This is a genomic window from Microbulbifer sp. Q7, from assembly GCF_001639145.1.
Taxonomy (GTDB): Bacteria; Pseudomonadota; Gammaproteobacteria; order Pseudomonadales; family Cellvibrionaceae; genus Microbulbifer.
Window position 1 is genome coordinate 72167 of record NZ_LROY01000001.1, and the last position, 13480, is coordinate 85646.

Annotated in this window: 10 protein-coding genes; 7 read left to right on the forward strand and 3 right to left on the reverse strand. The window is 57.6% G+C overall.

Annotation, left to right across the window (positions count from 1 at the left end; genetic code table 11):
- Nucleotides 1-348: 348 nt before the first annotated feature.
- The 3 genes from AU182_RS00290 (at nt 349) to AU182_RS00300 (ending at nt 5367) form a co-directional block, all read left to right on the forward strand.
- Nucleotides 349-2271, forward strand: a complete 1923-nt coding sequence (locus AU182_RS00290) for a PrkA family serine protein kinase (RefSeq protein WP_066959261.1) — start codon at nt 349-351, stop codon at nt 2269-2271.
- A gap of 253 nt (nt 2272-2524) precedes the next feature.
- On the forward strand, nt 2525-3805 hold the full coding sequence (locus AU182_RS00295) for a YeaH/YhbH family protein (protein WP_066959262.1): 1281 nt from the start codon (nt 2525-2527) through the stop codon (nt 3803-3805).
- Nucleotides 3805-5367 (forward strand): SpoVR family protein, encoded by a 1563-nt coding sequence (locus tag AU182_RS00300; protein WP_066959264.1) that lies wholly within the window; start codon nt 3805-3807, stop codon nt 5365-5367. Before AU182_RS00295 ends, AU182_RS00300 begins: the two co-directional genes overlap by 1 nt.
- Nucleotides 5368-5461: 94 nt before the next feature.
- On the opposite strand, the gene AU182_RS00305 is transcribed toward AU182_RS00300, so the two are convergent.
- On the reverse strand, nt 5462-6025 hold the full coding sequence (locus tag AU182_RS00305) for a helix-turn-helix domain-containing protein (RefSeq protein WP_066959266.1): 564 nt from the start codon (nt 6023-6025) through the stop codon (nt 5462-5464).
- 497 nt (nt 6026-6522) lie between these two features.
- Between AU182_RS00305 and AU182_RS00310 the strand changes: the two genes are divergently transcribed.
- From AU182_RS00310 to AU182_RS00320, 3 genes are read left to right on the forward strand one after another with little or no spacing between them, the layout of a single operon-like run.
- Nucleotides 6523-7755, forward strand: coding sequence for a multifunctional CCA addition/repair protein (locus AU182_RS00310; RefSeq protein WP_066959268.1), 1233 nt, complete (start codon nt 6523-6525; stop codon nt 7753-7755).
- 56 nt (nt 7756-7811) lie between these two features.
- Nucleotides 7812-8537, forward strand: a complete 726-nt coding sequence (locus AU182_RS00315; protein WP_066959270.1) for a pteridine reductase — start codon at nt 7812-7814, stop codon at nt 8535-8537.
- A gap of 31 nt (nt 8538-8568) precedes the next feature.
- The gene (locus AU182_RS00320; RefSeq protein ID WP_066959271.1) at nt 8569-9147 is read left to right on the forward strand and encodes a phosphoribosyltransferase; all 579 of its coding nucleotides are present in this window, start codon (nt 8569-8571) and stop codon (nt 9145-9147) included.
- Nucleotides 9148-9172: 25 nt separating this feature from the next.
- Here AU182_RS00320 and AU182_RS00325 read toward each other — a convergent pair whose 3' ends face one another.
- Nucleotides 9173-9634: a helix-turn-helix domain-containing protein gene (locus tag AU182_RS00325; RefSeq protein ID WP_066959273.1), complete on the reverse strand. Its 462-nt coding sequence runs from the start codon at nt 9632-9634 to the stop codon at nt 9173-9175.
- 138 nt (nt 9635-9772) lie between these two features.
- On the opposite strand from AU182_RS00325, the gene AU182_RS00330 reads away from it, so the two are divergent.
- Complete coding sequence (locus tag AU182_RS00330; RefSeq protein ID WP_066959275.1) at nt 9773-10885, forward strand: NADH:flavin oxidoreductase; 1113 nt, start codon at nt 9773-9775, stop codon at nt 10883-10885.
- A 190-nt stretch (nt 10886-11075) separates the two neighbouring features.
- Here AU182_RS00330 and AU182_RS00335 read toward each other — a convergent pair whose 3' ends face one another.
- Nucleotides 11076-13403 (reverse strand): agarase, encoded by a 2328-nt coding sequence (locus AU182_RS00335; RefSeq protein ID WP_066959277.1) that lies wholly within the window; start codon nt 13401-13403, stop codon nt 11076-11078.
- Nucleotides 13404-13480: the final 77 nt, after the last annotated feature.

Below are 13480 nucleotides of genomic sequence, written 5' to 3' on the forward strand. Positions count from 1 at the left end.
CGCAGCGCACATCACCCACCGCCCTCGACGCTGTCTTAGTGCGACCTATTCTACGCCTTAAACCGGCCTCGCAAAACTGACACTTCTTTCAACCTATGTTGTGCCTATCTACCGTTGAAGGCCACAGCGCTGACTATCCTGAAAGTGCGGGACCTGATAGCAGGCCCCCTGTTGCGACAGCAGCATCGTCGCGCAATCAATAGGTAATAAAGATAGCGATCTCGCGCGCCAGCGCCCTTCAGCATTCGTTGCGAGATGTATTCGCGGTCATCACACGCTGCAGCGCAGTAGGCACTCCACGGCAGGAGGCCGGTAACTGACGCGGTACGCTACAGGGAGTCGTAAACCATGTCGATATTCAATCACTACCTGGAACGCTACGAGTCGATTCAGGAGGAAGAACTCACCATCCAGGAGTACCTGGAACTATGTAAAAACGACCGCAGCGCCTACGCATCTCCGGCAGAGCGTATGCTGATGGCCATTGGCGAGGCGGAGCTGATCGACACCTCCCGCGACCCACGACTCTCGCGCATCTTTTCCAACAAGGTGATCAAGCGCTACAAGGCATTCAATGAATTTTACGGCATGGAGGAAGCGATCGAGCAGATTGTTTCTTTCTTCCGCCATGCAGCCCAGGGGCTGGAAGAGAAGAAGCAGATACTGTACCTGCTCGGCCCTGTTGGCGGCGGCAAGTCCTCCCTGGCGGAGCGCCTCAAGGCGATGATGGAGCAGATCCCGATCTACGCCATCAAGGGCTCCCCGGTGTTCGAATCCCCCCTTGCGCTATTTTCCCCTCACGAAGACGGGCAGATTCTGGAGGAGGACTACGGCATTCCGCGTCGCTATGTAAACACCATCATGTCGCCCTGGGCGGTAAAGCGCCTGCATGAATTCAACGGTGATATCACCAAATTCAAGGTGGTGAAAATCCGTCCGTCCATTCTGGATCAGATCAGCATCGCCAAAACCGAGCCGGGCGACGAGAACAACCAGGATATTTCTGCGCTGGTGGGTAAGGTGGATATCCGCAAGCTGGAAGACTTCCCGCAGAATGACCCGGACGCCTACAGCTTTTCCGGCAGCCTGTGCCGTTCCAACCAGGGCCTGATGGAATTTGTGGAGATGTTCAAGGCGCCCATCAAGGTGCTGCACCCGCTCCTCACCGCCACCCAGGAAGGCAACTACAACAGTACCGAGGGCCTCGGCGCAATTCCTTTCAACGGGATCATTCTCGCCCACTCTAACGAATCCGAGTGGCAGACCTTCCGCAATAACCGCAACAATGAAGCCTTCCTCGACCGCATCTATATCGTCAAGGTGCCTTACTGCCTGCGGGTGAAGGAAGAAATGAAGATCTACGACAAACTTCTGGAGCACAGCTCGCTGTCCAAGGCACCCTGCGCCCCGGATACCCTGCGTATGCTGGCACAGTTTTCGGTATTGTCTCGCATCAAGAACCCGGAAAACTCCAGTGTGTTCTCCAAGATGCGGGTGTATGACGGTGAAAACCTAAAAGACACCGATCCGAAAGCGAAAACCATTCAGGAATACCGGGACAACGCCGGGGTGGACGAGGGCATGAACGGCCTGTCTACCCGCTTCGCTTTCAAGATCCTGTCCAAGGTGTTCAACTTCGACGCCACGGAAGTCGCCGCCAACCCGGTGCATCTCTTGTATGTACTCGAGCAGCAGATCGAACAGGAACAGTTTCCGCCGGAGATTCAGGAAAACTATCTGGGCTTTATCAAGGAATACTTGGCACCGCGCTACGTGGAATTTATCGGCAAGGAAATCCAGACGGCCTACCTTGAGTCCTATGCGGAGTATGGCCAGAACCTGTTCGACCGCTATGTCACTTACGCGGACTTCTGGATTCAGGATCAGGAATATCGCGATCCGGAAACCGGTGAGATCCTCGACCGCGCGGCACTGAACGAGGAGCTTGAGAAAACCGAAAAACCTGCGGGCATTTCCAACCCGAAAGATTTCCGCAACGAGATCGTCAACTTCGTACTACGCGCCCGCGCTGGCAACCAGGGCAAGAATCCGGACTGGCGGTCCTACGAGAAGCTGCGTTCGGTCATCGAGAAGAAGATGTTCTCCAATACCGAGGATCTGCTGCCAGTGATTTCCTTCAACACCAAGGCCTCGGCAGACGATCAGAAGAAACATGCGGACTTTGTGGCGCGCATGGTTGAGCGCGGCTACACCGAGAAGCAGGTGCGGCTGCTTTCCGAGTGGTACCTGCGGGTGCGCAAGTCTCAGTAACTGCTGAAGGGTTGTTTCTTGAAATCCTACGGTGGCGGCCCTGCCACCGGTGGAGCTCTTCGAGACACGCCGTGAACCCATCCCTGGGGGCTTGTCCGTCGGGTCCCTCCGACGGACAGTCTCGAAGAGCTCCACCGGCGCCAGGGCCTTCAGACAATCCATCCAGCTTCGTAAATAGTGCAGCAGCTGGATCTAATTGCTGGGCGCGTCGCCACTAGCGAGCGACACGGCCAAAGCAATATAAGGCAGTACTATGAGCTACATCATCGACCGTCGCCTGAATGGCAAGAAGAAAAGCACCGTTAATCGCCAGCGTTTTTTGCGCCGCTATAAATCGCACATCAAGAAAGCCGTCGGCGAGGCCATGAACAGCCGATCGATCACCGACTTGGGTGCCGGCGAGAAAATCAGCATCCCCACCCGCGACCTCAATGAGCCCATTTTTTCAAATGGCCGTGGCGGCCATATGGAACAGGTTCTTCCTGGCAACAAGGAATTCGTTACCGGTGATCGCATTCCTCGACCCGGCCAGGGCCAGGGGCAAGGCAGCGGCGGCAGCGGCGCCAGTGACAGCGGCGAAGGGATGGATGAATTTGCCTTTCAAATTTCCCAGGAAGAGTTCCTCGAATTCATGTTCGAAGGGCTGGAGCTGCCGAACATGGTGAAGCGCAAGCTCGCCGGCAACGATGCCTTCCACGTGGTACGCGCAGGCATCAGCAACGAGGGCACGCCCGGCAGGCTCAATGTGGTCCGCTCTATGCGCGCAGCGAACGCCCGGCGTATCGCACTGAGTGGCGGCAAGCGCCGCAACCTGAAATTGCTGGAGCAGGAGATTGAACAGGAAGAAAACAAGGACCCAGCACTGCGCGACCAGCGCAGGCTCGAGCAGCTGCGATTAGAAGTCGAGGACCTCAAAAGCCGCATCAAGCGCATCCCGTTTCTCGATGACTTCGACCTCAAGTACAACCTGCTGGTAAAACAACCCAGACCCAGCTCGAAAGCGGTCATGTTTTGCCTGATGGACGTATCCGGCTCCATGAACCAAGCCACCAAGGATATGGCCAAGCGGTTTTTCCTGCTGCTTTACCTGTTTTTACAGCGCAGCTATGAATATACCGAGGTGGTGTTTATCCGGCATCACACCAGTGCCAAAGAAGTAGACGAGCAGGAGTTTTTCTACTCCCGCGAAACTGGTGGCACCATCGTTTCCAGCGCTCTGAAAATGATGCGCGACATCATGCGCGAACGTTATCCCGCCAGTGAGTGGAATATCTACGGTGCCCAGGCATCCGATGGGGACAACTGGAACGACGACTCCAGTACCTGCCACAAAATTCTGATCGACGACATCATGCCCCACGTCCAGTACTACTCCTACGTGGAAATCACCCCCAGGGACCACCAGGCACTGTGGGACGAATACCAGAGTGTGGCGCAGGTGTTTCCTGAACACTTCGCCATGGAGCAGATTGTCGATGTCGGGGATATCTATCCGGTATTCCGCCAGCTATTTACCCAGAAGGTTGCCGCGTAATGCTCGATACTGCACTCAGTAACAAGCAGCCCATTTCCACAACCTCCGAGTGGACTTTCGAGCTCATTCAGGAGTACGACCGGGAAATCGCGCTGCTGGCCAAGGAATTTGGCCTGGACACCTACCCCAACCAGATTGAGGTCATCAGCTCCGAGCAGATGATGGACGCCTACTCATCGGTTGGCATGCCGGTGGGCTACAACCACTGGTCCTTCGGTAAGCAATTCATCAGCGTGGAGAATAATTATCAGCGGGGGCGCATGGGGCTGGCGTACGAGATCGTGATCAACTCCAATCCGTGCATCGCCTACCTGATGGAAGAAAACACCATGACCATGCAGGCACTGGTGATTGCCCATGCCAGCTATGGTCACAACTCCTTTTTCAAGGGAAATTACCTGTTCCGCACCTGGACCGATGCCAGCAGTATTATCGATTACCTGCTGTTTGCGAAAAACTATATCGCGCGCTGCGAGGAGCGACACGGTGTGGATGAAGTGGAGGCCCTACTGGACAGCTGCCACGCGCTGATGAATTACGGCGTCGATCGCTACAAGCGCCCCTACCCCATTTCCGCCCATGAAGAAGAGCGCCGCCAGAAAGAACGCGAGGAGTACCGGCAGCGCCAGCTGAACGACCTGTGGCGGACAATACCGAAAATGGACGGGGCCGAAGAATTGGCACAACCCCACCGCTTCCCGGACGAGCCGCAGGAAAACATTCTTTACTTTATCGAGAAAAATGCACCCCTGCTGGAGAACTGGCAGCGTGAACTGGTGCGTGTCGTGCGCAAGCTGGCGCAGTACTTTTATCCCCAGCGCCAGACCCAGGTCATGAACGAGGGCTGGGCCACCTTCTGGCATTACACCCTGCTGAACGAGCTGCACGCCCGGGGCAAGGTGACCGATGGCTTCATGATGGAGTTTCTCACCAGCCACACCAGCGTGATCTACCAGCCACCCTACGACAGCCCCTACTACAACGGTATCAATCCCTACGCACTTGGCTTCAGTATCTTTACGGATTTGCGGCGTATTTGCGAAAACCCCACGCCGGAGGACCGCGCCTGGTTCCCGGATATCGCAGGCAGCAACTGGAAAGAAACCCTGCAATTCGCCATGCGCGACTTCAAGGACGAAAGCTTTATCCTGCAGTTCCTCTCACCCAAGGTGATGCGGGATATGAAACTGTTTTGTATTTCCGACGACGACCGGGAGAAAGAAATCGAGGTAGGGGCCATTCACAATGAGGATGGCTACCGGGAACTTCGTGCCAAGCTGGCAGGGCAGTACAACCTGGGCAATCGCGAGCCCAATATTCAGGTTTACTCGGTAGACACGCGCGGCGACCGCTCAATCACCCTGCACCACACCCAGCACCAGCGCAGACCACTGGGCAAGGACACCGGCGAGGTACTGCGCCACCTGCATCGCCTGTGGGGATTTGACGTACACCTGCACAGTCTGAATGGCGATGAAGTAACAGCGAGCTTCCATTGCCCGGAGCTCGGCAGGGATCGGTCAGAAGAGGAAGAATCCATGCTGGTGCCCAAGCCGATTTGAAATCGGCTCAAGAAAAGCGAGTGCGAGTCAGCGGCCGGGTGCGCTCGCGGGCTGGCGAACCACCAGCCTTACCCTGTCGGGGATCACCAGGGGATCACGCATCCAGCAATAAATTGATACGACCCACCAACTCGTTGCGATCGCAATTGGCGGCAACCACCGCATCGGCACCGGCGTCGAGCCAGCGCTGCGGATTTGCTTCTCCGGCCGGCGCAATCACCAGCACACTCAACGAAGAAAAGTCACTGCGAGAGCGCACACAATCCAGCACCTGGAAGCCATTCAAGCCTTCAAGGCTGGTATCCAGCACCAGCATGGCCGGTTTACTCGTCGCCAGTATGGCACCCGCACTGAAGCTATCACCCGCGATTTCCACTTCCACGCTCGCCTGCTGCAGCAGCGGACGGCATCCCGCCAGTTCCGGCGCCGTCGATACCAGCAGCACCTTGCGGGTTGCACTACCCAGCTCGGCAGGCACCGGCATGGCGTTATCCCGCAGGAAGCCGACAAAATCTTCAACGCAGATACGGTGGTCGCCGCGTCCGGGAAGCTTGTACGCCTTCAGCTGACCGCGTTCAATCCAGCGGATGACGGTACGAAAATTCACCCCACAGTACCGGGCGGCCTCCCCGGTAGTGAGCACATGCACTTCGCTCATTTTGTAACTATCCCCCACGAATCGCACTTTTATTTATTGATTATGCTGAATTAAACCAAAAAAACAGGTGTAAATTCTATGCCTATATATGTTTAACGAACCAACGGACATATCCCTCAATAAAAGTTTGATAGCCATGGTTGACAGTTAAGTCAGGTTAAATAGAATGGACAGGATGTTGCACTGGATGATTTAACCATCTGTAACAGGCGCTATCTGCATCGACTCTGTAGCCTTTTGTAACCAACTACAGGTCCAGCAGCGCTTCCAGCGCACGCGAGCTTGTTGGGATTCCCTCTCTTTACGAATACCCTAAGACCCTGGGCCCCCTTGTATTTTCGGGGCCTTTTTTTTATCTTCCCGCCTCTTATATTTCCTACTATTTCCTGACAGATGCCGTTTCCGACGACGTAACGCTCAGGTTCAGCAGTATTTATGGCCACCTCCGCCTCCGCAATATTTACCGCACCCGCCGGGTCCCACCGGAGAGCCAGGCTGTGAAATGCTACCTGGTTGGCGGCGCCGTACGTGACCGCCTGCTCCAGCGCCCGATACACGAACGCGATTGGGTCGTTGTCGGCGCTACAGAGGGGGCCATGCGGGACAGGGGTTTCCGTCCGGTGGGTAAGGACTTTCCGGTGTTTTTGCACCCGGACACCGGCGAGGAATACGCTCTCGCCCGCACCGAGCGCAAGAGCGGTCATGGCTACGGCGGCTTTACCGTTCACGCCAGCCCCGATGTCACCCTGGAACAGGACCTCCAACGGCGGGACCTCACCGTCAATGCCATGGCGGAAACCGAAGCCGGTGAAATCGTAGACCCCTACGGTGGCCAGGCCGACCTCGAGGCCCGCAAGCTCCGCCACGTCTCGCCTGCCTTCAGCGAAGACCCCCTGCGCATCCTGCGTGTGGCACGGTTCGCCGCTCGCTATGCACCGCTGGGCTTTCGCGTCGCCACCGAAACCATGACGCTGATGCGCGGCATGGTGGATGCGGGAGAGGTAGAGCATCTGGTCGCCGAACGGGTTTGGAAAGAAGTGAGCCGCGCGCTGACGGAACCGCGGCCTGACGTTTTCATTCGGGTGCTGCGGGAATGCGGTGCACTCAAGGTGTTACTGCCAGAAGTCGACCGCCTGTTCGGCGTGCCGCAGCCGGTACTGCATCACCCGGAAATCGACACCGGCGACCACGTCCTGCTGGCGCTACAGCAGGCCCCCGCAGAGCTACCGGTGCGCTTTGCCGTGCTGGTGCACGATCTGGGCAAGGGTGTCACGCCCGAGCATGTGCTGCCCAGCCACCGCGGTCACGAGGCCGCCGGCTTGCCGCTGGTGAAAGGCGTCTGCCAGCGCCTGCGGGTGCCCAACCACATCACCGCACTGGCGCTCGGTGTATGCGAGTACCACCTGCATTGCCACAAGGCGTTCGAGTTGCGCCCCCAGACCATTATGAAGATGCTGCGCGCACTGGATGCGCTGCGCAGGCCGGAGCGGTTTGAACAATTCCTCGAGAGCTGTGAGGCTGATGCCCGTGGCCGCCTGGGACTCGAAGACCGTGAATACCCGCAAGTCGACTACCTGCGCGCCGCACGTACGGCCGCAGCCAGCGTCGACCCGCAGACACTCATCGCCCAGGGGTATCAGGGCGCCGAACTGGGCAAGGCGCTAGAGCGCGCGCGCCTTGAGGCGGTCGCGGATCTCAAGAAGACCTACGGGGCACCGGGGCACCCCTGAAGCAAAAGGCCTGATACGCCGGCCTTGCCACCAAATACAATAACTGGAGTCACACCATGGCCAGCGTCCTGATTACCGGCGCCGCCGCCCGCCTCGGGCGCGCCATTGCCGAAGAGCTGCACCGAGACCACCAGGTGGTTATTCACTACCGTCATTCCGCAGAGGCGGCCCGCAAGCTGGCGGAAAGCCTTAACGCGCTGCGACCAAACTCCGCCACCGCCCTACACAGCGACCTGCGCACCAAAGCCGATTGTGAACAGCTCGCTGCCGCCGCCACTGAGTGCTTTGGCGGACTGAGCCTGCTGGTCAACAATGCCTCGGCGTTTTACCCCACCCCCATCGGCAGCGCCAATGAGCAGCAGTGGGATGAACTGATGGGCAGCAACCTCAAGGCACCGTTTTTTCTCAGCCAAGCGCTGGCACCCGCTCTGGCCAAAGCCGGAGGCTGCATCGTCAATCTCGCGGATATTCACGCGGAAAAACCCATGCCCGGGCACACGATTTACAGTGCGGCAAAAGCGGGACTGGTGATGATGACCAAGAGTCTGGCCCGTGAGCTGGCGCCGGCGGTGCGGGTGAACGCCGTGGCCCCCGGAGCAATTCTCTGGCCAGAGCATGAGAGTGAAGGCTATAACAAGGAGCAGATATTGGCGCGCATCCCCATGCAGCGCAGTGGTGACCCATCGGACATCGCTCGCACGGTGCGCTTCCTCGCCGCCGACGCCCCGTATATCACCGGGCAGGTCATCGCCGTCGATGGCGGCCGCAGCCTGAACATCTGACCCTCCGAACCATTAACGCGAGTACGAGCCAGTGAGCGATAAACAGTTTATTTCCGCCCAGTCACTTTTGGAGGACTCTTTCACCCTGGCGCTGAAGGTGGTCGAAAGTGGCTTTATGCCCGACTACATCGTCGGTGTCTGGCGCGGTGGTGCGCCCATCGGCATTGCGGTGCAGGAGATGTTCGATTTCCTGGGTTTCCACGCCGACCATATTGCCATCCGCACCTCGTCCTATACCGGAGTGGACCAGCGCAGTAAGGAGGTGATCGTGCACGGACTCACCTATCTGATCAAACGGGTGGAATCCCACCAGAAGATGCTGATCGTCGACGACGTTTACGACACTGGCCTGAGCATCCAGCAGGCCATTACCGACCTGCGCAAAGCGTGCAAAAAAAACACCCCGGAAATCCGTATTGCCTGCCCCTACTTTAAACCGACCCGCAATCGCACCGACCAGGAGCCAGACTATTACCTGCACAAGACGGACGAATGGCTGGTGTTCCCCCACGAATTGAAGGGCCTGTCGGAAGAAGAGATTCTGGAAAACAAACCGGAGCTGCGCCGGCACCAGGAACTATTGAAGCGCGTAAAGAACACCAAAGCCTGAGGGCGACCCCGGTCGCCCGCAGGCTTCAGCCGCTGTGCGCCAGCGGCTCACCATTCTCGTCCACAAACAACACATCCCGCACGCTGAGCACTTCGCCAGCGGCATTCTGTACCGCCACCTGCGCAATCGCTTCGCCGGTGGTGCGCGCCACCAGCTGCATGGCATCCTTGCCCCCATTCCAGCGCTCGCTCCACTGCCGCAGTGCGACCACCACCGTGAACAGGTCACGTCCCTTTTCGGTGAGGCGATACTCGTAACGGGTTCCGTGTTCGCCCACATTCACGCGGGTCATCACACCGTTTTCCACCAGACGGGACAGGCGGTCACACAAGATATTCTTGGCGATGCCCAGGCTCTTCTGGAAATCCACAAAGCGTCGCGTACCCAGCATCGCCTGCTTGATTACCAGCAGGGACCACCAGTCGCCCACTTCATTCAGGGCGCAGGCCACCGAGCAGCCAGGATCGTCAAATCGTTTACGTGTCATACAAAACAGTATAAGCGAAACGGTTGCATTAAAAAACCAAATGCAGTTTCATAACGCAACCTAATTGGCGGGTCACCCGTAACCCGGCCCCGCCAATGGCTAACTGAAGCGTCTGTAAACGAGATTTCGGAGAGTGTTATGAGCGGCAACCTGGACAGCCTATTGCGTCCTTTCGAACACAAATCCCTGAAGCTGCGCAATCGCGTGGCCATGGCCCCCATGACCCGCACCGCCTCCCCCGGCTACGTCCCTAACGACCAGGTGGCCGGCTACTACCGCCGCCGCGCGGAAGGCGAGGTGGGCCTGATTATCACCGAGGGCACCTTTGTCGACGGCAAAGCCGCCAACGGCTACGAGAATGTCCCCGCTATCTACGGTGACGAAGCGCTGGCGGGCTGGAAGAAGGTGGTCGATGAGGTACACGCGGCCGGGGGCCAGATCATTCCCCAGCTCTGGCATGTGGGTGCGGTACGCAAAGAAGGGGTCGGCCCAGACAAATCCGTGCCCGGCTACTCCCCCTCCGGCCTGTTCAAGCCCGGCAAGGCCAATGGCCACGCCATGACCAAGGAAGACATCCAGGATGTCGTGCGCGCATTCGCGGACGCCGCCAGGGCCGCCAAGGAAGTGGGCTTTGACGGTGTGGAGATCCACGGTGCCCACGGCTATCTCATCGACCAGTTCTTCTGGGAAGGTACCAACGTGCGCGACGACGAGTACGGCGGCTCCATTGAAAACCGAACCCGATTTGCGGTGGAAATCGTCAAAGCGGTACGCGCAGCGGTCGGGGAAGACTTCGCCATCGTGCTGCGCTACTCCCAGTGGAAGCAGCAGGACTACGACGCAAAGCTGGCGCAGACCCCGGAAGAGCTGAAACGCTTCCTGACACCGCTGGTGGACGCCGGTGTAGACATCTTCCATGCCTCCACCCGCCGTTTCTGGGAGCCGGAGTTTGATGGTTCCGACATGAACCTGGCAGGCTGGACCAAGGAACTTACCGGCAAACCGGTTATTTCCGTGGGCAGCGTCGGCCTCGACGATGACTTTATCGGCGGCAACAACCAGGGCATGGGCGGCACCGCCAACCCCACCGGCCTGGACGAGCTGGTCCGCCGCATGGACCGCAACGAATTCGACCTGATCGCCGTCGGCCGCGCCCTGCTGCAGGACCCGAACTGGCTGCAGAAAGTGAAACAGGGTCGCGAGGAAGAAATCGTTCCATTCACCAAGGAAGCGCTGGCGAGCCTCAGCTAAGCACGGTAGCGATACCGGATAGCTCTGCTATCCGTTAGCTTTCACCGGCAGCATGTCCCAATGTTCGCGCATGGAATTCTTGGTCAGGCAGCGCCGACAACGGCCTTCCAGCCACCTGAAAGGCCCGCGCCAGAGTGGCCAGCGCGGAAAAATTCGGCAACCAGGCCCCCGCCTGAGGGCGGGGCGCAGCTTACTTTCCGTACCGTTTTGGATAGAGGTCGAAAGTGATTTCCTTTGCCGCCTCTACCATCTCCGGATAGGGAATGTCCGTCACGGTCACAAATCCGATATTGGCATTTTCACCATCGAAAGCACGGCCGGTAACCGGCTCGTCCACGTACTGGAACCAGTGCGCGCCCACCATATAGTCTTTTTCCAGCACGCTGTTCATATAGGCTTTGTACATGCGCGCCCGGTCTTTCTGGTTGGCGGCACTAACGATCCCCGGGTGATAATTGTCCGAGCCCATGGTGGCACCGATATGGAATTCACCAATCACTACCGGTAAATCAATTTCTTCGAGGAAGTCCCACTGATGGGTTTGCATACCTTCTTCGTAAATATTAAAGCTGAGTACATCCGAGTATTTGACGGAGGCCTTGATGATTTCGTCCGGCATCCCCCAATTCGCCATACGTGCGCCCATGTACAAATGATCCGGCAGGTATTCCTGCAGAGTGCCATGCACCACCTTGAAGTACTGCTCTCCCAGCGCCTCAAGCAGCAGGGATAGGTCGGCAACCTGAGCATCGCTGTGATGATTCAGGCTGGCATCGCCTGCAAAAGCATCCCAGCTATCAAATTGACTTTTCCAGGCACGGTTCAGTGCTTTGACGTTGCCGTATTTTTCTTTGAGACGTTCGGTAAAGGCCAGCTTGGCTGGACTCTCGGCTGCGTCTTTGCTCAGTGCATCGAGAATTACGCCATACCGCTCAGCCACCGTTCCCTCACGCTCCCCCCAGCTTTTTTCGTTGTCGATAAACACACCGATGCACCAGGGTGAGGCCTTTACGTCCCTGGCAATCACCTCAATGGTTGCGCGAGCACGCTCGGCAAATACCGGATCGTAAAAGTCGGGCATCAATCCCCAGTGGTTGGTGTCCCCGGACAGGGTTTGGTAGTCACCAATAATCCAGCCATTGGCGAAGTAAGGCACTTTTTCGTTCGGGTAAAAGGCCGGGTCCACCCAATTGCCGAAGGAGGTGAATCCCCAGCTATGCATACGCTGTAAAGTGACCTCTTCCCACTTTCTGACATAGGACTCCGGTGCGGTTTCACCGTAACGGCGCTCGAGATTGGCACGGTAGAAGCTGTAAGTTTCTCCGTGTGGAATGGGCCCCTTGTGCGTGGAGCGTCGATAGCTGTAGTGATCTGCCAGAGGGTCATCGTATGACGGCAGCCACTCGAACATATCGTGGCGGGTGTCATTGATGACATAGCGGCTTTCACGCACCTTATCGGATACCGGTACGATACCCATCGAGTCTTCCGGGGTAACCTCATCCGCATGGACCACCCGCACCGACGGGTCTTTGAAGTCGATGCCCGTCAATGTGGTCAAGTTCGACATCCGCACATTGGCAGGACCATGGGAAAAGAACAGGTAGCCTTCAGGGTCTACCATCCACCATTTTTCGTCGATTTTTTCCGTGCGAAAAAAGCCCGTCGCCTCAAGCTTGGGCCCATTTTTATAGCCACCAAAGCGAGCACGATCTTTGGGCCCGGTATGCTGCGCAAGGGATGCCAGCTCCCGGTCGGCGAGTGCCTTGAGTTCGGCTTCCGACGATACTTTCAACGGCGTATCTTTTTTGGCAGCCTGACCAAAACGATCCACCAGCTTATTCGTCCAGTCTGCGCCAGACTCGGGGTTGGGGCGCAACTGGATATTGCCCACCTGCAATGCGCGGTCCTGCAACACACCGATGGTGTAGAACGCAATTTTGGTTACTTTGCTGAGGTCGAGCTCGGCATGCCAGGAACGCCATACCATTTTCATGTCGTCCGTCGGCCAGGGCATGGGATTCGCCCACATGCCCTTGTCCATCGCCGCCTTCTCACCGGCCAGTGGAAAAAACACGGTACCCGTGTATCCCTTGGGTACGCTGAGCTCCCGAGACTGGCTATTGCCAGCAGTATCAAACAGTTCCACATAGAAATGTGTGGCCACTGGTGCGAGATTCGCGACATCAAAGGCCAGGTTGAAATCGCCCACTTTGGACAGGTCCCAGGGCTGGTCTGGCACGATATTCAGTACCGGCGTGTGGACGGACGCTGGGAAACGCAGATTGATCGATTGAGGCGTATTTTTATCAACCGCACCGATCTCTGCCTGCTCTGCCACCAGCCAGCCACGCTCCCGGGCGCTGGCAAAATCGACGATGGTAGCGGGCAGCTGCCGGGGTGTCAGTTCGGCAGCCTGTGGGACCGCCAGTACTTGCGCCGCACCGGCTTGCTGGCTATCGATACTGGCCAGGGCCGCTGAGACAGCAACGGCATAGGCCAAGGATTTTAGGGTCATTTTTATTTCCTTTATCGGCGTTGAGCTGAGATCCACAGCAGGTGTGCCTTACAGGATGACCCAAATGTAAATTGTTG

Coding starts and splice junctions, on each gene's coding strand:
- AU182_RS00290 (WP_066959261.1), top strand. CDS start 349: ATGTCGATATTCAATCACTACCTGGAACGCTACGAGTCGATTCAGGAG.
- AU182_RS00295 (WP_066959262.1), top strand. CDS start 2,525: ATGAGCTACATCATCGACCGTCGCCTGAATGGCAAGAAGAAAAGCACC.
- AU182_RS00300 (WP_066959264.1), top strand. CDS start 3,805: ATGCTCGATACTGCACTCAGTAACAAGCAGCCCATTTCCACAACCTCC.
- AU182_RS00305 (WP_066959266.1), bottom strand. CDS start 6,025: ATGAGCGAAGTGCATGTGCTCACTACCGGGGAGGCCGCCCGGTACTGT.
- AU182_RS00315 (WP_066959270.1), top strand. CDS start 7,812: ATGGCCAGCGTCCTGATTACCGGCGCCGCCGCCCGCCTCGGGCGCGCC.
- AU182_RS00325 (WP_066959273.1), bottom strand. CDS start 9,634: ATGACACGTAAACGATTTGACGATCCTGGCTGCTCGGTGGCCTGCGCC.
- AU182_RS00330 (WP_066959275.1), top strand. CDS start 9,773: ATGAGCGGCAACCTGGACAGCCTATTGCGTCCTTTCGAACACAAATCC.
- AU182_RS00335 (WP_066959277.1), bottom strand. CDS start 13,403: ATGACCCTAAAATCCTTGGCCTATGCCGTTGCTGTCTCAGCGGCCCTG.